This is a genomic window from Variovorax sp. KBS0712 (genome assembly GCF_006323185.2).
Classification (GTDB): Bacteria; Pseudomonadota; Gammaproteobacteria; order Burkholderiales; family Burkholderiaceae_C; genus Variovorax; species Variovorax boronicumulans.
The window spans coordinates 753,959-774,201 of sequence record NZ_VCCD02000001.1 but is presented as its reverse complement, the minus strand read 5'-3'; the positions used below and the strand labels follow the sequence as shown (position 1 = coordinate 774,201).

Sequence of the window (20,243 nt, the reverse complement as noted above, 5' to 3'; positions counted from 1 at the left end):
CACAATGACAGTTGCAAGAAGTTTCTCCCCCGAGGGCGGCAGCCGCCACGTGGTGGTGATCGGTGCGGGCGCGGTGGGCTGCGCCACCGCCATCGAGGCCCTGCGCGCGGGCTTGCGCGTGACGCTGGTGGAGCCCGGCGAGCCGGGTGGCCCGCAGGCCACGAGCTACGGCAACGCCGGCTGGCTGTCATCGCACTCCGTGGTGCCGCCCGCGCTGCCGGGGGCCTGGCGCAAGGTGCCGGGCTGGCTGGCCGACCCGCTCGGGCCGCTGGCGTTGCGCTGGCGCCACCTGCCGCGCGCGCTGCCGTGGCTGTTGCGCTACCTGGCCTCGGGCTGGACCGAGGCGCGCGTGCAGCGCACCGCCGACGCATTGCGCACGCTGCTGGCCGATGCGCCCGCGCTGCATGCGCAACTGGCCGCCGAGGCCGGCGTGCCGCAGCTCATCGAGCGGCGCGGGCTGCTGCATGCCTACCGTTCGCACGCCGAGTTCGACGGCGATGCGCTGGGCTGGCGCGTGCGCCGGCGCGTGGGTGTCCAGTGGGAAGAATGGCCGGCGGACGAACTGCACCGCCGCGAGCCCGATCTGGCCGCGCGCTACACGCTCGGCATCTTCGTGCCCGAAGCCGGCCACTGCCGCAACCCGGGCGCCTACGTGGCGGCCCTGGCGCACCATGCGCTCGCTGCGGGCGCCGAACGCGTCGCCGCGCGGGCCACCGGCTTTCGCATCGAGGGCGGCCGGCTGCGCGCCGTGCGCACGGAGGCCGGCGAGATCGCCTGCGACGGCGCCGCCATCTGCGCCGGCGCGCGCTCGGGCCCGCTGGCCGCCGCGGCCGGCTCGGCGGTGCCGCTGGAGTCCGAGCGCGGCTACCACGTGGTGCTCGAAGGCGCCACGGCCGGCCCGCGCACGCCGACCATGGTGGCCGACGGCAAACTCATCGCGCACTGGATGGACGGCGGCCTGCGCGCGGCGGGCCAGGTGGAGATCGCGGGCCTCGAAGCGGCGCCCGACTGGCGCCGCGCCGAGATCCTGCACGCGCATCTGCAATCGATGTTTCCGTCGCTGGCGCCGCCCGCGCCCGATGCGCCTTCGGTGGCGCACTGGCTCGGACACCGCCCGAGCCTGCCCGACGGACTGCCGTGCATCGGCCCGTCGGCGGCCAGCGCCGACATCGTGCTGGCCTTCGGGCATGGCCACGTCGGCCTGTGCGGCTCGGCGCGAACAGGGCGGCTGGCGGCGCAGCTGCTGGCGGGCGTTGCGCCGGAGATACCGCTGGCGCCCTTCGATCCGGGGCGGTTCAGGTCCTGAGGTTCAGTTCGCCGGCGTGATCGACAGCACGGTGAGTGCGCCGTCGACCTTGTCGACGGTGAACTTCACCTTGTCGCCGGCCTTCACCTTGGCGAGCAGCGCCGGGTCGCTCACGCGGAACACCATGGTCATGCCGGTCATCTCGAGGTTCGGGATGTCGCCGTGGCGCAGGGTGATCTTCTTGGCGTCGGTGTCGACCTTGCGGACTTCGCCGTCGACCTGGGGCAGTGCGGCCTGCGCGAACGCCGCGGCGGCGAGCACGAGGGTGGAGAGGGCGGTGAGGACTTTTTTCATGGTCGGGGTTCCTTCCTTGTTTGGATGGGATGAAGGGTAAGAGGGGGGTCAGCGGTAGCTCTGGAAGACACGCGTGCTGCCGTCGGCCAGCACCAGCAGCACGTCGTAGGCGTCGCGCTGGTTGCCGTAGGCCGGGCCGTCCATGCCGGGCGAGCCGATGGGCATGCCGGGCACGGCCAGGCCGATGGCCTTGGGCTTTTCCTTCAGCAGGCGCTGCATCTCGCGCGCCGGCACGTGGCCCTCGATGGCGTAGCCGCCGACGCGGCCGGTGTGGCACGAACCCAGCTTGGCCGGAATGCCGAGCCGCTCGCGCGCCGGGCCGTTGCCCTCGTCGTGCACGCGCGTGGCAAAGCCGTTCTTGTTGAGGTGCTTGACCCAGTCCTGGCAGCAGCCGCAGTTCGGGTCTTTCCAGATCTCGACCATCGGTGCGGCGGCCTGCGCGGCGAGCGGCAGGGACGCGGTGGCGGCGGCGAGTTTCAGGAGGGTTCGTCGTTGCATGGTGGGGTTCCTTTCAGTGGGTCATCGTGCGGGCGCGGCAGCGGCCCGCACGCGCACGCGGCCGGCCATGCCGAGCTCGTAGTGGTCCTTCACGAGGCAGGCGAAGTCGAAGTCGCCGGCGCGGTTGAAGGTCCAGATCAGTTCGCCGGTCTTGCCCGGCTGCACATGCGCCATCCAGGGCTCGTCGTGTTCCATGCCGGGGTGCTTCTTCATCATGGCGGCGTGGTCCTCGATGACGGCGGCGGTGCCCAGCACCAGCTCGTGCAGGTCCTTGCCGCGGTTCTTCAGCCGCAGGCGGATGGTGTCGCCTTCGCGCACCTCCAAGACCGAGGGCGTGAAGGTCATGTCGTCCGCCATCGCGATGTCGATGGTGCGCTTCACGGCGCTGGCCTTGCCGGCGATGCCCCAGGCTTTCTGCTCGGGCGCGAGCGTGGCGGTGCCGGCCTTGGGTACGTGGCTTTCGTGGGCTGTGGCGAACGTGGTGACGGCAGCCAGTGCGATGCCGGCGACGAGGGGTGAGAAACGGGTGTTCATGAATGGAATCTCAAAAAGTTGGATCGATGCGATCAATGGTTGTGGGCCCCATGGCCCGAGGGCTTGCGCACGGTGGCGCTGCCGCTGTCGGGGCTCGCGGGCGCGGCGCCCGTCTTGCGCGGCGCCACCGGCGCACCGCTGGCCGACACCTCGCGCGCGACCGTGCCGGCCGGGTGCTTGAACCAGCCCGGGTCGCGGTAGTCGCCCGGCTTCTGGTCGCGCCGCACCTTGAGCAGCGTGAACATGCCGCCCATCTCGGCCGAGCCGAAGGGGCCGGTGCCGGTCATCATGGGCATCGTGTTGTCGGGAATGGGCATTTCCATCTCGCCCATGTCGGCCATGCCCTTGTCGCCCATCACCATGTAGTCGGGCACGAGCTTCTTGATCTTCTCGGCCACGCCCTTGTGGTCCACGCCGATCATGGTCGGCACGTCGTGACCCATCGGGCCCATCGTGTGGTGCGCCTTGTGGCAGTGCAGCGCCCAGTCGCCTTCTTCGTCGGCGATGAACTCCATCTGCCGCATCTGGCCCACCGCCACGTCCACCGACACCTCGGGCCAGCGCGCGGTGCGCGGCACGGGGCCGCCGTCGGTGCCCGTGACCTCGAACTCGTGGCCGTGGATGTGGATCGGGTGGTTGGTCATCGTGAGGTTGCCCGCGCGGATGCGCACGCGGTCGCCTTTGCGCACGTTGAGCGTGTCGATGGCCGGGAACACGCGGCTGTTGAAGCTCCAGATGTTGAAGTCGGTCATGGTGTTGACCTTGGGCGTGGCGCTGCCGGGCTCCACGTCGAAGCTGCCGAGCAGGAAGCAGAAGTCGCGGTCGACCTTCTCGATCAGCGGATGCTCCGCCTTCGGGTGCGTGACCCAGAAGCCCATCATCCCCATCGCCATCTGCACCATCTCGTCGGCGTGCGGGTGGTACATGAAGGTGCCGGGGCGGCGCGCCGTGAACTCGTAGACGAAGGTCTTGCCCGGCGGGATGTGCGGCTGCGTGATGCCGCCCACGCCGTCCATGCCGTTGGGCAGGCGCTGGCCGTGCCAGTGCACGGTGGTGTGCTCGGGCAGCTTGTTGGTCACGAAGATGCGCACGCGGTCGCCCTCAACCACCTCGATGGTCGGGCCGGGCGACTGGCCGTTGTAGCCCCACATGTTGACCTTGAAGCCGGGCGCCATCTCGCGCACGACGGGTTCGGCGACGAGGTGGAATTCCTTGACGCCGGCGTTCATGCGCCAGGGCAGCGTCCAGCCGTTGAGCGTGACGACGGGGTTGTAGGGGCGGCCGTTGGGCGGCACGAGCGGCGGCGCGGTGGCGGTCGATGCCTGCGTCACCGGCTCGGGCAGCGCGGCCATGCTCACGCGGCTCACGGTGGTGGCGGCCACGGCCGTGGCGGCGCCCGCAAAGAAGTTGCGACGGTTCATGTCAGTGGCCTCCCGCCGCAGGTTCGTTGGTGGCCGCGGTCTGCAGGGCCGTCATGCCGCCGGGCGAGCTGCCCGTGAGCACCAGTTGAAGGTCGGTGTCGGCCAGCCAGAAATCGCGCTGGGCCTCCATGCCGGCGTTCACGGCGAGCATGCTGGCGCGTGTTTCGCCGAGCAGCTCCCACACGCTGGCGAGCATGCCGTTGTAGCGCAGCACCATCTCCTCGTTCACCTGCTTGCGCAGCGGCAGCACCTCGTCGCGGTAGCGGCGCGCCAGGGCGTAGGCGGTGTTCCAGCCCTGCCAGGCTTCGCGCGCCTCGCTCGCGGCGAGCACGCCCACGTCGCGCACGCGCGCGGCCGACTGCAGGTACTGCGCCTCGGCGCGGCCGCTGCGGGCCTGGCCCCAGTCGAAGATCGGAATCGGCAGTTCGAGCTCGAAGCCGCGCGTGGTCGATTTCGAGCGATCGGCATCGTTCTCGAACGTGGTGTTGCGCACCACGCCCAGTTCCATCGCATTGATCATGCGGGTGGCGTGCGTGAGGCCGAGCGAGCCGGCCACGGCCGTGTTCTGCGCCTGCGCCGAGCGCACGTCGAGCCGGTCGCGCAGCGCCAGGGCCTGCACGTCGCCGAGCTCGGGCGCGGCCTTCGGCAGCGGCGGCAGGCGGTCGGGCAGGGTGTAGCCGGTGCGCGTGCCGCTCAGGCCCAGCAGGCGCGTGAGCTGTTCGCGGCTCGCCACGGCCGCCTGCTCGGCGCGTGCGAGCTGTGCGGACGCGTCGGCCAGCAGCAGCTGTTCGCGCGTGCGCTGCAGCGCGCTCCAGTTGCCGACTTTGGCCATGCGGTGCGCCAGTTCGGCGCCGGCCTCGGTGGCGTCCTTCGCGTCGCGCAGGTAGCTCACGCTCTGCTGCGCGGCCACCGCGCGCACCCAGGCACGGCGGGTGTCGGCGGCCAGCAGCAGCACGCTTTGCGCGGCCTGCAGCTTGGCGGCTTCGTGCCGCTGGCCGGCCCAGCGCGCCTGCCACGGCAGCGTGAGCAGGCCCACCACGTTGAAAGTCAGCATGCGCTCGAACTCGCGTTCGCTGCCCTGCGCCAGGCGGCTGAAAGACAGCACCGGGTTCGGCAGGCTCGCGGCCTGCACGCGGTCGGCGTCGCTCAGTTGCAGCGTGGCAAAGGCGTCCTGCACGCGCGGGCTGTTGACGAGCGCGATGCGCACGGCGGCTTCGGCGTCCAGCGGCTTGGCCAGCAGCGCGTCGACGCTTTGCTGCGAGGCGTCGTCCGGCTTGCGCTGGGCCGCGGCGCCCGCCATGAGCGGGTTGCCGTCGACCAGCGCCTGCACGTCGCCGGCGCCGCCGTCGGGCGACAGGCTGGCGCAGCCGGCGAGCACCAGCGCAGCGGTCAGCGCGGTGGCGGTTCTGAGGAATGAAAAGTGACTTTTTCGCCCGAGGGGCGGGCTATCTGTTCGATAGCAGTGGATGCCGGCATACGGCCGGCGAGCAAGGGAATTCACGAGCGATCTCCATGGGCAATACGGCGAACGCTGCGAGCCGGCAAAGGCTCACTGCGGACGGACTACGGGCAGGAAGATCAGGAAATGGGCGGCTTGAAGCCCAGGACGGGCTCGGCGCTGGCAAAGCGGGCCGCGTGTGCGGCCGGCGGCGCCTGGGGCGCCGCATGCGGGGTGTCGACCAGCGGCATGCCGCCGAGCGCCACCGTGTGGCAGACCTGGCAGGCGACGCAGGTGCCGCAGTTCGCGTGGTCGGTGCCGTGGGACTGCTGCGAATCGCCGCTGGTGCCGTGCATGGCCGCCATGTCATGGCCGGTGTCGGCCTCCATGGCGGCTTCATGGCAGTGCGTTTCGGCGATGCCGTTTGCCGCGGCCACCACCGCCTCGGCGGCGGGCAGCGAATGCCGCACCATCTCGAGCGCCATGGCGTCGCCGAGCCAGCCGCGGATGGGCAGCAGGGCGATCATGAGGGCGAGCAGCAGGGTGCGCATGGTTGGGCGCGATGATAAACCGGGGCGGGGCGCCGGCGCCTCAAGACACCAGTTGGCCGCGGGCCTTGTCGACCCACACCTGCAGGTTGTCGAGCAGGTCCTTCTGGCTGAACGAGCAGCTTTCCTCGCTGAAGAGCGCGCTCGATTCGAGGCGGTCCAGCAGGTTCAACAGCACCTCGCCGTAGCGCGGCGGCAGGACGGCGAGCAGCTCGGTGCTGGCGCGCGCGGCCGTGGAGAGCGTGGTGACGGAGCCGCCGCCGCCTTGCAGCGCGGCGATGCCCGAGGCGATGGTGTCGAGTTGCGTCACGGTGCTCATGAGGCGGCCTTCGCTGGTGGTGGCAGTGCCAGTCCGCGCTCGCGCATCAGGTCGCGCAACACGTCGGGGTAGTCGGTGATCAGGCCATCGGCGCCCGCGTCCATGAGCCGCACCATGTCGGCGCGCTGGTTCACGGTCCAGGGCACGACCTTCATGCCGAGCTTCTGCGCCTCGCGGATCGCGGGGGCGCCCAGGTCGGCGTGCGCCGGCGACCAGATCACCGGGCCGGTCGAGGCACCGGCCGCGGCCTTCACCAGTTGCGGCACCGAGGCGAAGCTGGCGGCGGCCAGGCCGGCGGTCCAGCGGCTGTCCTTCAGCGTGCGGGGCGTGGTGAGGTAGGCGCGCGACAGCTGCGGCGCGAGCTGGCCGACCAGCGCGAGCGTGCGCCAGTCGAAGCTCTGGATGGTCACGCGGTCGGCCATCTTCGCCTTGTCGATCTCGGCCAGCAGCGCGCGCACCATGGGCTCGGGCGCGGCGGTTTCGTCGGGCTTGGTCGGGTCGATCTTGGTCTCGATGTTGAAGTGCACCCGCGCGGCATCGGCGCCGCGCGCCTGCACCTGCGCGAACAGCGCGGCCAGCGTGGGAATGCGTTCGCCGTCGCGCGGCTGCTGCAGCGCGAACTGCTTGCCGTAGTTGCTCTCGGGGTTGAGACGGCCCACGTCGTAGGTCTGCAACTGCGCCAGCGTGAGCGAGCGCACGGAAGGGGCGGGCTTGGCCGTGAGCCAGGCGCCGCGCGCGTCGCGCGTGTGGTCGGCGTTGAGCGCCGTGTCGTGCGACACCACCACCACGCCGTCGGCCGTGAGCCCGATGTCGAGTTCGAGCGTGGTCACGCCCAGGTCCATCGCGTTGGAGAACGCGGCCAGCGTGTTCTCGGGCGCCAGGCCGCGTCCGCCGCGGTGGGCCTGCAGGTCGAAGTGCGGCTTCACGGTGGGGGCGATGGCGGCGCAGCCGGCGCCGAGCAGGGCGGCGGCGATCAGGAGGAAGGCGGTGCGTTGTTTCATTTGAGTTGCACTTTGATGCCGTTGTCTTGCACCGTGATGTCGCCGACCTCGTAGGTCTTGCGCCCGACCGTGAGCTCGTCGGCCGTGAAGCTGCGCAGGATCTGGCCCTGCAGCAGTTCCTGCGCGACCACCGCGCCGACCTTCTGCAGGCGCTCGGCGTCGCGGCCCTCCACGCCTTGCAGCTCGAGCCGCTCGGCCTTGGGCTGATCGAGCCGCAGGGCGCGTGCCGCCGCGTCGTAGCGCAGCGCGCTGCTCACCGACACCACGCCCTGCACCGGCGAGGCCGCCAGCAGCGGGCTGGCGATGGTCAGCGTGGCCGTGATGGCCGCCCGGTTGGCGCGCCCGTCCAGGCCCAGCTGCGGGTCGCGCAGCCCGACCATGAAGATCTCGGCATAGCGCTCGGCCACCGGAAAGCGCTTGGCGATCTGCGACTGCAGCTCCTCGCGCGTGGCGGTGTATTCGTTGGTGAAGAAGTTGAAGCCGGCCAGCGCCGCGAACGGCGCGGGCAGGGCGGCGGCGCCCAGCAGTGCGCGCAGCACCCGACGGCGGAAATGAGAGGGCGGGATTCGGTCGGTCATGGAGCTTGCGAGCTTGCCACAGGCGACGATGTTCCCGCCAGCGGCGCAAGAGCGCGCTGGCGTGTCGGAGGTTCAGCCGTTCACGCGCAGTTCGTAACGCGCAAAGGTCCCGCCGCGCAGGTCGATGCAGCTGTGCAGCGCGAAGCCGAAGCCTTCGTACAGCGTGCGCAGCGCGGTGCGGTCGGCCACGCAGTCCAGCCGCAACCAGGGGCGCCCGAGCGCGCGGGCGTGGTCGCGTGCATGGCCCAGCAGCGCGCGCGACACGCCCCGGCCGGCCCAGGCGCGGCGCACGGCCAGCTTGTGCACGAACAGCGCGCTGCCGGGCGCGATCTCGGGCCAGAACGACGGGTCTTCCAGATCGAGGCGCATCACGCCGGCCCAGTCGCCGTTCTCCTTCGCCACCACGTAGCGGCCGGCGTCGGTGTCGCGCTGGATGCGTTCGAGGCCGGTGTCGGCGGCGCTCCAGAGCGGGCGTCCGCCCTCGGCGAGCCATTGCGCGGCTTCGGCCAACACGGCCGCGACGGCGGGCGCTTCGGTGGAAAGGGCGGGTTCGATGTGCATCGGCGCGCAGCTTACCGGTGTCAGGTGTGGCGGATCACGTGGAAGCCTTCCTCGGCCGTGGGCGGCACGAAGTGGCGGGTGATCAGGTCGAACTGCGCGTCGGAGGTCTCGAAGGGGTGTTCGCCCGCCGCGTTGCGCGCCCGCAGCCGCGCCTTGCAGATGTCGTCCGGCACGTCGAGAAAGTGCAGCTGGTGCGCCGCGCCGGCCTGCTCGAAGAGGCCGCGCGCCCAGGCGCGGTGGCTCACGGTGTTGGCCGGAAAGTCGAGCACCACCGACACGCCGGCGCCCAGCAGCGCACAGACATGGTCGCCCATCGCCTGCTTGAGCCGGCCCGCGGCGCGCACGTAGTCGGGCAGTGCGTGGATTTCACCGGGGTAGAGCGCGGCCAGCCAGATGTCCTCGCTGATGCACACGGTGGCGGGCGCCTGCGCCAGGCGCCGGGTCAGCGTGGATTTTCCGGCGCCGATCTTGCCGCAGACCATGTGCAGCACGGGCGATGGGGATGGTGTCGATGTCATTCGGTCTCCTGCGGGTGGGGAAAACCTCGGGAGACGGACAAGAAAAACCCGCCTCCTGGGGCGGGTTGCATGGCGTGGTTTCGAACCGTGCGCTAGCTCACCCGCTCTCGCGAGAGCGGGCGAATGATCGATGCGGTGCGAAGGCGGGCCATGGAGGTCAAGGGTAACCCGGCCCGGGGCGTGCGGGGAAGCGGCGGCGATCACGCCTTTGCCAACTGCACCCCATTGACCGGGCAACGGCGTGAACCAGGAACCACGGTTTGAAATGCACCGGAAATTCCTGTTGGGCAGATTGCGTGCATTCGTGAATCCAATTCGATATTTTTGTTATCTATGTAATTATTTGTATTTATTCCATTTTCTATATTCTGCGTCGATGTAATTATTAAGAACTAATTTGAATTTCTTATTGAGGGCTTTCAAAAAATACGTGCTAAAGAAGCGAGCCGATTTTTTCAAGGACGAAAGCCACGGAAATCGGTGGGCCGTGAGGCTCCCTGGCCGCACTTTGGAGCGCCTCATGGACGAATTTCTGATCGCCGTCGACGCCGAAGACCGCCCCCTGCACGCGGTCGAGAAGATAAGCGCCCACCGCGAGGGCGTCCTGCACCGGGCGTTCTCGATCTTCCTGTTCGACACGCAGGGACAGGTGCTGCTGCAGCAGCGCGCGCTGGGCAAGTACCACTCGCCCGGCCTGTGGAGCAACAGCTGCTGCGGGCATCCGCGCCCCGGCGAGGCAACGGGCGCAGCCGCCGTGCGGCGGCTGCACGAAGAGCTGGGCCTGCGGTGCGCGCTGCAGCCGGTGACGGCCTTTCTCTACCGGGAGGCGGTGTCCGCGGAGCTGGTCGAGCACGAGTACGACCACGTGTTCGTCGGCATCGCGCGCGACCTGCCGCAACCCGACCCCAGCGAGGTGCGCGCATGGCGATGGCTGGCCTTGCCCGACCTGCACCGCGAGCTCGCGCGCGCCCCGGCGCACTTCACCATCTGGCTGCACCGGATCGCCGAGCGCTTCGGGCCGGAAGGCCTGGGGTCCTGGCGGGAACGCGCGTTGGCGGCGGGGTGAGGCTCGCTTCGCCACGGGCTCGCAAGGCCCACCGGTTGCCGTGGTTTTTTCGTCCCATTGCATGTAATTCCAAAGTTCTATATAAGAAAATTTCTCTTCAACGAGAACATTTATTGCACTAAATTGTCAATTCGCTCTCGGCGATGCCTTACAAGCCTGAGGGTCGGGTAATTCAAGGATTTGATGAGAAGGAATCACCTCTGTTGAATTGATTGAATCCGTGCTTTTTTGTCCGTGGTCATGGGAATTCACGCAATTAGAGTTCCCCGTTGCGTGGCCCTTTTTTGCCATTCGATGCGATTGAATTGCTTTGAAAGAAGGCAGACATGAAGCAGAAGAGCGAACAGGCCGAGGTGTCCCTGTGCCCGTCCACGACAGCCCCCGGCTGAGAGGTGACCGTGGTGTTGCGCATCACCTTCCGGCAGTTGGAGGCCTTTCACTGGGCCGCGCTGGGCTCCGTCAACGCGGCGGCCCGCCACCTCTTCGTCAGTCAGCCGGCCATCACGGCCCGCGTGAGGGAACTCGAAGGCATCCTCGGGCACGCACTGTTCGCGCGCAGCCAGCAGGGCGTGCAGTTGACCGCGGCCGGCTGCGAACTGTTCCAGCAAGTGCAGGTCGTGTTGCAGGCCGGTGAAGAGGTCGAGCGGCGCGGCGGGCGGCCGCTGCCGCCGCAGGCCGCCGGCCTGCTGTGCGGCATCGACGAATCGCAGCAGCGCCTGTAGCCCGCCAGGGCCGGGTCAGTCGTGCAGCGACGAGAGGAACTGCTTGAGCTCCGGCGTCTGCGGCGCACCGAACAGTTCTGCCGGTGGGCCCATCTCGTGCACGCGGCCCTGGTGCATGAAGATCACGCGGTCGCTGACCTTGCGCGCAAAGCTCATCTCGTGCGTGACCATCAACAGCGTCATGCCTTCGTCGGCCAGCGACTCCACCACGCGCAGCACCTCGCCCACCAGCTCGGGGTCGAGGGCCGAGGTGATCTCGTCGCACAGCAGCACGGCCGGCTCCATCGCGAGCGCGCGGGCGATGGCCACGCGCTGCTGCTGGCCGCCCGACAGCTGCTCGGGCATCGCATCGAACTTCTCGGCCAGGCCCACGCGTTCGAGCAGCTTGCGCGCCTGCGAAGCGGCCTCCGCCTGCGATCTCTTCTTCACCAGCGTGGGCGCCAGCATCACGTTCTTGCCCACCGTGAGGTGCGGGAACAGGTTGAAGCCCTGGAAGATCATGCCCACGCGCTGGCGCAGCGTGCGCATGGCCATCGCGCTCTCATGCAGGAGCGGCTTGCCGTCGACCGTGAGCGCACCTTCCTGGAACACCTCGAGCCCGTTGATGCAGCGCAGCAGCGTGCTCTTGCCCGAGCCGCTCTTGCCGATGATGGCGATCACCTCGCCGCGCTTCACGTCCAGGTCGATGCCCTTGAGCACCTCGTTCGTGCCGTAGGACTTGCGCAGCGCCGTGATGCGCACGATGGGCGCCGCGAACGGTGCGGCTTCGGGTTGTGGTGTTGGTTCAAGCACGGCGGCCATGGGTCTTCCTCTCGAGGGTCTTGGCGTACAGGCTCACGGGGAAGCACAGCACGAAGTAAAGCAGGGCCACGCAGCTGAACACCACGAAGGGCTGGAAGGTGGCGTTCGAAATCATGCTGCCGGCCTTGGTGAGTTCGACGAACCCGATCACCGACGCCAGCGCCGTGCCCTTGATCACCTGCACCAGGAAACCGACCGTGGGTGCGATGGCGATCTTCACGGCCTGCGGCAGGATCACGTGGCGCATCTGCTCGCCGAAGCTCAGCGCCAGGCTGCCCGAGGCCTCCCACTGGCCTTTCGGAATCGAGGCCACGCAGCCGCGCCAGATCTCGGTGAGAAAGGCGCTGGTGTACAGCGTGAGCGCCACGCTCGCGGCGGTCCACGCCGACACGTCGATGCCGAACAGCGCGATGCCGAAGTAGGCGAGAAACAGCTGCATCAGCAGCGGCGTGCCCTGGAACAGCTGCACGTACAGGCCCACGGCCCGCTGCGCCGCCTTGCCGCCGCGCAGCCGAGCGAACAGCAGCAGCCCGCCCACGAGCCCGCCGCCGACGAAGGCGATGAGCGAGAGCACGACGGTCCAGCGCAGCGCCATCAGCAGGTTGCGCAGGATGTCCCACAGAGAAAAATCGACCATGGTGCAAGGGCCTCGCGTTCAGCGGCCGAAGAAGAAGCGCGGCCCCGCCCACTGGAGCAGGCGGCGCAGCGCCACGGCCAGCGCCAGGTAGATGAGCGTGGCGACGATGAAGGATTCGAAGGCGCGGAAGTTGCGGCTCTGGATCAGGTTGGCCGCATAGCTCAGCTCCTCGGTCGAGATCTGCCCGCACACCGCCGAGCCCAGCATCACGATGACGATCTGGCTCACCATCGCGGGCCACACCTTCTTGAGCGCCGGCGGCAGCACCACGCGCAGGAACACCTGCGCCTTGCTGAGCGCCAGGCTCACGGCGGCCTCGATCTGCCCCTTGGGCGTGGCCTCGATGCCGGCGCGGATGATCTCGGTGGAGTACGCGCCCAGGTTCATCACCATCGCGATCACCGACGCCACCTCGGGCGAAAGCTTCACGCCCGCGGCCGGCAGCCCGAAGAAGATGAAGAACAGCTGCACGATGAAGGGCGTGTTGCGGATCAGCTCCACGTACGCACCCACGAGCGCGCGCAGCCACGCCGGCCCGCCCGAGCGGGCCCACGCGCACAGCGTGCCCACGGCCAGCCCGAGCACGGTGCCCACGGCCGTGAGGCCCAGCGTCCATGCCACGCCGCGCAGCAGCAGCGGCCACTCGGCGAGCACCGCGCCGAAGTCGAATTCAATGCCCATGGCCGCGCCCTTCGATCAAACCGGCAGGTCGCCGGCGGCCTTGCCGAGCCACTTCTTGGACATCGCGTCGAGCGTGCCGTCCTTCTTGGCGGCGGCAATGATCTCGTTGACCCGGGTCTTCAATGCGGTTTCGCCCTTGGCGATGCCGATGAAGCAGGGGCTGTCTTTCAGCAGCAGCTTGTACTCGGCACTCACCTTCGGATTCTTCGCGAGCATGTCGCCGGCCACCGCCGCGCTGGTGGCGAGGGTCTGCGTCTGGCCGGCCACGAAGGCGGCGATCGTCGCGTTGTTGTCCTCGAAGCGGCGGTAGTCGACGTTTGGCGGCGCCACCTTGTTCAGTTCCTGGTCTTCCATGGCGCCACGCGTCACGGCGACGGTCTTGCCGGCCATGTCGGCGAAGCTGGTGAGCTTCATGCTCTTGGCCGCATACACGGCCTGGAAGAAGGGCGCATAGGCCGCGCTGAAGTCGATCACCTTCTCGCGCTCGACGTTCTTGCCGAGCGTGGAGATCACGAGGTCGGCCTTGCGCGTCTGCAGGTAGGGGATGCGGTTGGCGCTGGTCACCGGCACCAGCTCGACCTTCACGCCGAGCTTGGCGGCGACGAGCTGCGCCATCTCGACGTCCAGGCCCTGCGGCTGCATGTTGCGGTCGACCGAGCCGTACGGCGGGTAGTCGGTGGGCACGGCGATCTTGATGGTCTTGGCCTTGAGCACGTTGTCGAGTGCGTTCTGCGCCTGGGCGGCGCCGGTGGCGGCCAGCAGGGCGACGCTGGCCAGCGCGAGAGCGAGGCGGCGGGTGGCGAAAGAGGTCATAGCAGGGCTCCTAGGTAGGTCGATGAATCGGTGGTGGCGTCGTCGGCGGGCGCGGCCTTGCGGCGGCGCTTCGGCGTGGGGGTGTTGTTCAGCGGTGCCAGCGCATCGCGCAGTTGCGCGAGCGGGTCGGCGGGCGCCTGCACGCGCAGCGCCGACTGCACCGTGCCGATGTGTTCGGCCATCAGCGCCTCGGCGGCGGCGTGGTCGCCGCGCTCCAGCGCTGCGACGATCTGCACGTGGTCTTCGCACGACTGCACGGCGTCGTGCGTGCTCTGGTAGAGCATGGCGATCAGCGTGGTGCGCGCGGTGAAGTCGCGCAGCGTGTCGGCCAGCAGCGTGTTGCCCAGGCATTCGGCCAGGCACACATGGAAGTCGCCCAGGAGGAAGCTGCGGTGGCCGACGTCGCTCTCTTTCAGTGCGGCTTTTTCACGTTGCAGGTGCGCCTTCAATTGGCGCAGGGCGGCCTTGTCGATCTTGTCTGTGCTGCGGATGAGACCGAGCTCGATCACGCGCCGCGCCTCGAAGGCTTCGCGCGCCTCGTCCTGCGAGGGCTCGATGACGAACCAGCCGCGCCGCGCGCTCACCGTGACGATGCCGCGCGCGGCCAGCCGCGTGAGCGCCTCGCGCACGATGGTGCGGCTGCAATCGAACAGCATCGCCAGCGGCTGCTCGCCCAGGCGCGCGCCGGGCGCGAGCTTCTGCGCCATCACCGCTTCGACGATGCGTGCACTGATTTCGGATGCGGAGATGGCCATAGGCCTGCATATCAGCAGCTTCCGTGCCAACTGGTATGCAAGCCGTGTGCACCGAAATGGGCCGGCCGGGGTGCGCCGGCGGTGCGCGCTACCGTTTGCCGAGCGCGCTGCGGGGCAGGGCCAGCAGCATGAGCAGCGCCGACAGCACCAGCGCGCCGCTCAGCACATACAGGCTGGCCGTGAAGCCGCCCGTGAGCGTCTTGAGCGCGCCCACCATCATCGGCGCCACCAGCCCCGCGCTGCCGCCGATGGTGCTGATGAGCGCAATGCCCGCCGCCGCGGCGCTCTTGGACATGAAGCTGCCGGGAATCGCCCACAGCACGGTGAAGGCGCTCGAGATGCCCATCGACGCCAGCGCCAGGCACAGCACGGCGGCCACGGGGCTGTGCATGAAGAGCGTGGTCAGCGCCAGCCCGGCCGCGCCCGCGAGCGCGCCCAGCGCGAAGTGCCAGCGGCGCTCCTGGTGCCGGTCGGAGTGGCGCCCCACGACGATGTTGGCCGCGATGCCGGCCACGGCGGGAATCACCGAATAGAAGCCGATCTGCAGCACGCTGAGCCCCATCGACTTCAGGATCGTCGGTTGCCAGAACGACAGCGCATAGATGCCCAGGATGATCAGGAAGGACATGAAGCCGATCAGCCACACGCGTCCGTCGCGCATCGCCGCGCCGAAGGTGTGGCGCCCGGCGGCGCCGTGCGCGGCCTGGTCCTCGGCCAGCAGGTGGGCCACGCGCTGCTTCTCGGCCGCCGAAAGCCACTGCGCCTGCGCCGGGCTGTTCGACAGCGTGCGAAAGGCGATCACGCCCAGCAGCACGCTCGGCAGCCCTTCGAGCAGGAACAACCACTGCCAGCCGCGCAGCGCGAGCACGCCGTCCAGGTAGGTCATCGTGAGCCCGGCGATCGGCCCCGCGACGATGGGCGCCGCGCCGAAGGCCATGAAGAAGAGCGCGGTGGCCTGCGCGCGGCGGCGCGAGGGGAACCACAGCGTCAGGTAGAACAGCACGCCCGGCGCAAAGCCGGCCTCGAACACGCCGATGAGAAAGCGCAGCACGTAGAACTGCGTGGGCGTGGTGGCGAACATCATCGCCGCCGAGGCCAGGCCCCACAGGCCCATGATGCGCAGCAGCGTGGCGCGCACGCCGATCTTCGCGAGCATCAGGTTGCTCGGGATCTCGAACACCGCATAGCCCAGAAAGAAGATGCCCGCGCCCAGGCCGAACACCGCGTCGCTGAAGCCCAGCTGGTCTTTCATCTGCAGCTGCGCGTAGCCGACGTTGGTGCGGTCCAGGTAGTTCAGCACGTAGCAGGCGCACAGCAGCGGCATCAGCCGCCAGGTGATCTTGCGAAAGAGCGCGGCGTCGTCGCGCGCATCGGCCGAAGCCGGTGCGTGCGCGCCAGCGGCGGCATCGAGGGTGGCGGTGTTCATCGGTGTGTCTCCTTTTCTTGTTGGCCGTGGTGCGTGGGCCGGCGGGTCAGGCCCGCACGAGCGCGCCGAAGCTGGTTTCGCCCCACAGGTGGCTCGTGGGCGCGCCGGGAAACAGCCAGTGCGGCGAGCACTCGGCCGACGGCACGACGTTGCTGAACCCATGCAGCGCCGAGGTGCCCGCGAGCGTCTTCTCGAGCACCATCGACAGGTACTGGTCGTTGCTGCTTTCCTGCGTGTTGCCGTTGAGGATCACCTCGGCGCCCGTGGCCTGCGCATAGCGGCGGATGCCGTTGTGGCGCGACTGCAGCGGCGCCCAGCTGTCGGCCGACACGCCGTTCTCGCTGCTCACGCGCAGGCCGTCGCCCGTGCGGTACACCAGCGAGTGGTTGCCTTCGGTGTGCCCGGGCGTGTGCACCAGCGCGACGCCGGGCCCGAGCTGCAGGCTGCCATCGAAGGCGACGATGCGCTCGGCCGGCACCCCGTCCAGGCCGTGCGGGCAGTACCACTCGGCCTGCACCGGCAGCAGGCCCTGCACGTTCGCGAGCTCCTGGCGGTGCACCAGCAGCGTCGCGTTTGGCAGCAGGCCCGGCGCACCCGCGTTGCCGAGCCAGCGGCGCACGTCCTGCGTGTGCAGGTGGTCGTAGGTGATGTGGTCGATCTGTTCGGGCGCCACGCCGCAGCCGGCGAGCGCCTGCAGCACGGTCTGGTAGACCGGCGCGATGGCCTTGTGCAGGAACTTGGGCGTCTGGTCGCTCAGGCGCTTGAAGTAGGGCGTCTCGTTGCCGGCTTCGAAGTCGGCCGGCGTGAAGAGCAGCGTGCGCAGCCGGCCTTCGAAGTCGTCGTACTGGACGAGCACGGTGCGCGCCAGCAGATGCACCATGTGCGGCTTGAGCAGCTGCTGCGAGTACACGCCGGTGAAGGCGAACCACGCGGGGTACGGAATGCGCAGCAGGTTGAAGCTGCGCGCGAAGTGCACGGGCGGTGCGTCGAGCAGCCGCTCGCGCAGGGCTTCGGCACCATGGCGGATGGCGCGCAGGCGGTCTTGCGGCAGGGCGGCGTGGCGCGTGCCGTCGAGCTCGGTGATCTGCGCGAAGCCGGTGGGGTCGGGGTCTCGGGTCATGGGGTCTCCTGTGTCTGGATGCGTGGGCTGCCTGGTTCGTCGCTCAGTACATCGAGCGCCCTCCGGAGATATCGAACACCGCCCCGGTGCTGAACGAGCACTCGTCCGACGCCAGCCATGCCGCCATCGCCGCCACCTCGTCGACGTCGACAAAGCGCCCCATCGGCACGCGCGAGAGCAGGGCGGTGCGCAGCTGTTCGCGGTGCTCGGCGGGCACGTCCGCGAAGACGGCGGTGTCGGCTGCCGACGGCGTGATGCAGTTCACCAGCACGCCCGACGAGGCCAGCTCCTTGCCGAGCGACTTGGTCAGCGCGATGAGCCCGGCCTTCGAGGCCGAGTAGGCAGCGTTGAAGCCGTTGCCTTCCTTGCCCGCGACCGAGGCGATGTTGACGATGCGCCCGCGCCGCTGCGCCAGCATCAGCGGCGCGAGGGCGCGGCAGCACAGCCAGGCGCCCGTGAGGTTGATGTCGAGCACGTGACGCCATTGCGCAGGCGTGTGCTCCCATGCGGGCACCGTCGGCCCCAGCACGCCCGCGTTGTTGACGAGGATGTCGATGCGGCCGAAGCGCTCCTGCGACTGCGCAGCCGCGCGGGCGATCTGGTCTTCGTCGCGCACGTCGACCAACGATGTGACCACGGTGCCCAGCGGCGCCAGTTGCGCCGCCGCCTCCGCCAGCGTCGCGGCCTCGACGTCCCACAGCGCGACGCTTGCGCCGTTCGCGAGGCAGCGCCGCGCGATGGCCAGGCCGATGCCGCGCGCGCCGCCGGTCACGATCGCATGGCGCCCTTCGAGTGGCCGGGCGAGCGTGCCGGTCATGCCGTGGCGGCCTCGGCCCGCGGGGCGGTTTGGCCGAGCAGCCCGGCGACCAGCCCGCCCACCATCTCCGGGGGCACGCCCACGAGCAACTGGCGCAGCATCGTCAGCGTGTCGAAGTACACGCGCTCGCACACCAGCCGGTCGCCCTCGAAGATGAAGAAGGCGTTCATGCGGCAGCGAAAGCTGTTGCCCGTCGGCGGCAGGCCCTTGAGCAGGCCGCGGTGCGTGCCGAGCAGCCAGAACTCCACGATCACCGAATCGTCGGCATGGCGCAGCTGGATGATCTCGTGGCGCTGGTCGGGGAAGGCGCGGCGCGTGTCGGTGTAGTACTGGCGCACGTCGGCGATGCCGTCGTGCACCTCGCCGCTGGGAATCAGCTCGTAGTGCGGATGCGGGAAGGTGCCGAGCACCGCGTCGAAGTCCTGGCGGGTCTCGTCGGCGAAATGGTCGAGCACGAGGCGCTCGCGGCGGGCTTGCAGGTCGGTCAGTGTGGTCATCGGGGTGTGCTCCATGCGACAGGGGTGACAGGGGACATCGGGTTGCCGCGAATGCGTCGACCCGGGTGGCCTGCGTACTATCGACAGCCCCTCGACGCCAGACTGTCCGGTGTTGGCAATCGAGGCCCCGGACAAACCCGCGATGCCACGCTCTTCCCCTTCTTCCAGCCCCGCCGGGCCGGACGCACAGCCTTCGCCCGTGCACAACAGCGACATGCGGCTGGCCGACGACGTGCAGCAGCGCCTGCTCGCGGTGGCGCACCGGCGCACGCTGGTGCGCGGCGAATCGCTGTTCCACAAGGGCTCGTCGCCCGATGCGCTGTTCGGCGTGGTCAGCGGCTCGTTGCGCGTGAGCGTGGTCGCGCCGGGCGGGCGCGAGGCGGTGATCGCGATGCTCGAGCCGGGCCACTGGTTCGGCGAGGTCTCGCTGCTGGTGGGGCGCGAGCGCGTCTACGACACCTGCGCCGTCGACACCACCGAGATGGCCGTGGTCGCGGCGGCCGACTTCCACCGGCTGGTGGCCGACCATCCCGACGTGCACATGGCCTTCACCCGGCTCGTGTGCCTGCGGCTGCGCCAGGCGCTGGCCTGGATCGACGACGTGATCCTGATGCCGCTGCCCGTGCGGTTGGCGCACCGGCTGCTCACGCTGGACGCGCGCGCGGTCGCGCCGACCGAGGAAGGGGGCGGCACGCTGCTGGGCGTGTCGCAGGAAGACCTGTCGTTCATGCTCGGCGTGTCGCGCCAGAGCGTGAACCGCCAGCTCAAGCTGTGGGAGGAAGACGGCACGCTGCGCGTGCGCTACCGCAGCATCGAGCTGCTCGACCGCGCGCAGCTGGAGCGGCACGCGGCCACGCCGCGCTGAGCGCCGTCGGGGTTCAGTCCATCCGCGCGCCCGAGGCTTTCACCGCCTTGTCCCAGCGCGGCGTTTCCGTCGCGAGGAAGCGTGCGAAGTCTTCGCTGCCCAGGTAGGCCGGGTCCGCGCCCTGGCTCACCATGCGCTCGCGCACCTCGGGGCTGGTCAGCACCTGCCTGAACGCATCGCTGAGCTTGGCGACCACGTCCTTGGGCGTGTCCTTCGGCGCCAGGAAGCCGTAGAAGCCCACCACCTCGAAGCCCTTGACGCCCGACTCGATGACGGTCGGCACGTCGGGCAGCGCGGGGTTGCGCTCGCGGCTGGTCACGGCCAGCGCGCGCACCTTGCCCTGCTTGTGATAGTTGGCGGCCTGCGGAATCGATTCGGCCATGAACTGCACCTGCCCGCCCATCAGGTCGGTGAAGGCCGGCGCGCTGCCGCGGTAGGGGATGTGCACCATGAAGAGGCCGGTCGCGGTCTTGAACATCTCGGGCACGAGGTGGCTGATGCCGCCGTTGCCCGCCGAGCCGTAGTTGACCTGGCCCGGCCGCGCCTTGGCGTAGTCGATGAACTGCTTGAGGTTCTGCACCGGCAGCTTGGGCGTGACCAGCAGCGCCAGCGGCTGCATCGCGGTGCGCGCGATCGGCACGAAGTCGCGCTGCGTGTTGTAGGGCAGCTTGCTGTAGAGCGCGCCGTTGATCACCGCCACCCCGGTGTTGGCCAGCACCAGCGTGTAGCCGTCGGCCGGGCTCTTGGCGACGAAGTCGGCACCGACCGAGCCGCCCGCGCCGGGCTTGTAGTCGACGATCAGCGGCTGGCCGAGCACGGCCTGCAGCTTGTCGGTCAACAGGCGCGCGTGCTGGTCGAGCGGGCCGCCGGCCGGAAAGCCGATGACGACCTTGATCGGCTTGTCGGGGTAGGCGGCCAGGGCCGCCGTGGTGCCTAACGCGCCAAATGCGCCGAACGCGCCGAGGGCGAAAGAAAGGACCGCCGATGCGGTCCGGGTGGGCTTGCTCATGATCCGTCTCCTTTTTTG

25 protein-coding genes are annotated in these 20,243 nt (G+C 69.4%); 4 read left to right on the top strand and 21 right to left on the bottom strand.

The genetic code is table 11. The features are described 5' to 3' along the window. The first annotated feature begins 4 nt into the window (after window positions 1–4). On the top strand, window positions 5–1,306 hold the full coding sequence (locus FFI97_RS03475) for an NAD(P)/FAD-dependent oxidoreductase (RefSeq protein WP_139702863.1): 1,302 nt from the start codon (window positions 5–7) through the stop codon (window positions 1,304–1,306). A 3-nt stretch (window positions 1,307–1,309) separates the two neighbouring features. Here the strand turns inward: FFI97_RS03475 and FFI97_RS03470 are convergent, their stop codons facing one another. From FFI97_RS03470 to FFI97_RS03420, 11 genes are all read right to left on the bottom strand, one after another. Continuing rightward, window positions 1,310–1,600: a copper-binding protein gene (locus FFI97_RS03470; protein ID WP_062475985.1), complete on the bottom strand. Its 291-nt coding sequence runs from the start codon at window positions 1,598–1,600 to the stop codon at window positions 1,310–1,312. Between the two features lie 48 nt (window positions 1,601–1,648). Beyond that, window positions 1,649–2,098, bottom strand: a complete 450-nt coding sequence (locus FFI97_RS03465; RefSeq protein ID WP_139702862.1) for a DUF411 domain-containing protein — start codon at window positions 2,096–2,098, stop codon at window positions 1,649–1,651. 21 nt (window positions 2,099–2,119) lie between these two features. Next, a complete protein-coding gene (locus FFI97_RS03460; protein WP_139702861.1) occupies window positions 2,120–2,632 on the bottom strand; it encodes a plastocyanin/azurin family copper-binding protein in 513 nt (170 codons plus the stop codon). Window positions 2,633–2,664: 32 nt separating this feature from the next. After that, window positions 2,665–4,053, bottom strand: a complete 1,389-nt coding sequence (locus FFI97_RS03455; RefSeq protein WP_139702860.1) for a multicopper oxidase family protein — start codon at window positions 4,051–4,053, stop codon at window positions 2,665–2,667. Between the two features lies 1 nt (window position 4,054). Continuing rightward, window positions 4,055–5,554: a TolC family protein gene (locus tag FFI97_RS03450; RefSeq protein WP_139702859.1), complete on the bottom strand. Its 1,500-nt coding sequence runs from the start codon at window positions 5,552–5,554 to the stop codon at window positions 4,055–4,057. 77 nt (window positions 5,555–5,631) lie between these two features. Beyond that, window positions 5,632–6,042 (bottom strand): hypothetical protein, encoded by a 411-nt coding sequence (locus tag FFI97_RS03445; RefSeq protein WP_139702858.1) that lies wholly within the window; start codon window positions 6,040–6,042, stop codon window positions 5,632–5,634. A 40-nt stretch (window positions 6,043–6,082) separates the two neighbouring features. After that, on the bottom strand, window positions 6,083–6,358 hold the full coding sequence (locus FFI97_RS03440) for a hypothetical protein (RefSeq protein ID WP_139702857.1): 276 nt from the start codon (window positions 6,356–6,358) through the stop codon (window positions 6,083–6,085). After that, the gene (locus FFI97_RS03435; protein ID WP_139702856.1) at window positions 6,355–7,359 is read right to left on the bottom strand and encodes a glycerophosphodiester phosphodiesterase; all 1,005 of its coding nucleotides are present in this window, start codon (window positions 7,357–7,359) and stop codon (window positions 6,355–6,357) included. Before FFI97_RS03435 ends, FFI97_RS03440 begins: the two co-directional genes overlap by 4 nt. Further along, window positions 7,356–7,937 carry a DUF1439 domain-containing protein gene (locus FFI97_RS03430; RefSeq protein ID WP_062475964.1) on the bottom strand — a complete coding sequence of 194 codons (582 nt, stop codon included), beginning with the start codon at window positions 7,935–7,937 and terminating at the stop codon, window positions 7,356–7,358. Before FFI97_RS03430 ends, FFI97_RS03435 begins: the two co-directional genes overlap by 4 nt. 72 nt (window positions 7,938–8,009) lie before the next feature. Next, window positions 8,010–8,498, bottom strand: coding sequence for a GNAT family N-acetyltransferase (locus FFI97_RS03425; protein ID WP_139702855.1), 489 nt, complete (start codon window positions 8,496–8,498; stop codon window positions 8,010–8,012). Window positions 8,499–8,518: 20 nt separating this feature from the next. Continuing rightward, entirely contained in the window at window positions 8,519–9,016 is a 498-nt protein-coding gene (locus FFI97_RS03420; protein ID WP_139702854.1) for an AAA family ATPase, read from the bottom strand. Between the two features lie 520 nt (window positions 9,017–9,536). Between FFI97_RS03420 and idi the strand changes: the two genes are divergently transcribed. Both idi and FFI97_RS03410 read left to right on the top strand, forming a co-directional pair. Continuing rightward, window positions 9,537–10,082, top strand: coding sequence for an isopentenyl-diphosphate Delta-isomerase (idi, locus tag FFI97_RS03415; RefSeq protein ID WP_139702853.1), 546 nt, complete (start codon window positions 9,537–9,539; stop codon window positions 10,080–10,082). A gap of 398 nt (window positions 10,083–10,480) precedes the next feature. Continuing rightward, window positions 10,481–10,804 carry a LysR family transcriptional regulator gene (locus tag FFI97_RS03410; RefSeq protein ID WP_260684889.1) on the top strand — a complete coding sequence of 108 codons (324 nt, stop codon included), beginning with the start codon at window positions 10,481–10,483 and terminating at the stop codon, window positions 10,802–10,804. A gap of 15 nt (window positions 10,805–10,819) precedes the next feature. On the opposite strand, the gene FFI97_RS03405 is transcribed toward FFI97_RS03410, so the two are convergent. The 9 genes from FFI97_RS03405 to FFI97_RS03365 all read right to left on the bottom strand — a co-directional run bounded on the left by FFI97_RS03405 (window position 10,820) and on the right by FFI97_RS03365 (window position 18,351). Next, a complete protein-coding gene (locus tag FFI97_RS03405) occupies window positions 10,820–11,605 on the bottom strand; it encodes an amino acid ABC transporter ATP-binding protein (protein WP_139702852.1) in 786 nt (261 codons plus the stop codon). Then, a complete protein-coding gene (locus FFI97_RS03400; RefSeq protein WP_062475947.1) occupies window positions 11,589–12,242 on the bottom strand; it encodes an amino acid ABC transporter permease in 654 nt (217 codons plus the stop codon). The genes FFI97_RS03405 and FFI97_RS03400 overlap by 17 nt, the downstream gene beginning before the upstream one ends. 18 nt (window positions 12,243–12,260) lie before the next feature. After that, window positions 12,261–12,923: an amino acid ABC transporter permease gene (locus FFI97_RS03395; protein WP_062475944.1), complete on the bottom strand. Its 663-nt coding sequence runs from the start codon at window positions 12,921–12,923 to the stop codon at window positions 12,261–12,263. Between the two features lie 15 nt (window positions 12,924–12,938). After that, window positions 12,939–13,736: a transporter substrate-binding domain-containing protein gene (locus FFI97_RS03390; protein WP_139702851.1), complete on the bottom strand. Its 798-nt coding sequence runs from the start codon at window positions 13,734–13,736 to the stop codon at window positions 12,939–12,941. Continuing rightward, complete coding sequence (locus FFI97_RS03385) at window positions 13,733–14,491, bottom strand: GntR family transcriptional regulator (RefSeq protein ID WP_139702850.1); 759 nt, start codon at window positions 14,489–14,491, stop codon at window positions 13,733–13,735. Before FFI97_RS03385 ends, FFI97_RS03390 begins: the two co-directional genes overlap by 4 nt. 88 nt (window positions 14,492–14,579) lie before the next feature. Further along, window positions 14,580–15,917 carry an MFS transporter gene (locus FFI97_RS03380; RefSeq protein WP_139702849.1) on the bottom strand — a complete coding sequence of 446 codons (1,338 nt, stop codon included), beginning with the start codon at window positions 15,915–15,917 and terminating at the stop codon, window positions 14,580–14,582. A gap of 46 nt (window positions 15,918–15,963) precedes the next feature. Further along, complete coding sequence (locus tag FFI97_RS03375; RefSeq protein WP_144004360.1) at window positions 15,964–17,037, bottom strand: hypothetical protein; 1,074 nt, start codon at window positions 17,035–17,037, stop codon at window positions 15,964–15,966. A 43-nt stretch (window positions 17,038–17,080) separates the two neighbouring features. Continuing rightward, window positions 17,081–17,854: an SDR family NAD(P)-dependent oxidoreductase gene (locus FFI97_RS03370; RefSeq protein ID WP_144004359.1), complete on the bottom strand. Its 774-nt coding sequence runs from the start codon at window positions 17,852–17,854 to the stop codon at window positions 17,081–17,083. After that, window positions 17,851–18,351 (bottom strand): ester cyclase, encoded by a 501-nt coding sequence (locus FFI97_RS03365; RefSeq protein ID WP_260684888.1) that lies wholly within the window; start codon window positions 18,349–18,351, stop codon window positions 17,851–17,853. Before FFI97_RS03365 ends, FFI97_RS03370 begins: the two co-directional genes overlap by 4 nt. A gap of 142 nt (window positions 18,352–18,493) precedes the next feature. Between FFI97_RS03365 and FFI97_RS03360 the strand changes: the two genes are divergently transcribed. After that, complete coding sequence (locus tag FFI97_RS03360) at window positions 18,494–19,216, top strand: Crp/Fnr family transcriptional regulator (protein ID WP_139705723.1); 723 nt, start codon at window positions 18,494–18,496, stop codon at window positions 19,214–19,216. A gap of 13 nt (window positions 19,217–19,229) precedes the next feature. On the opposite strand, the gene FFI97_RS03355 is transcribed toward FFI97_RS03360, so the two are convergent. Continuing rightward, entirely contained in the window at window positions 19,230–20,225 is a 996-nt protein-coding gene (locus FFI97_RS03355; protein ID WP_139705721.1) for a Bug family tripartite tricarboxylate transporter substrate binding protein, read from the bottom strand. Window positions 20,226–20,243: the final 18 nt, after the last annotated feature.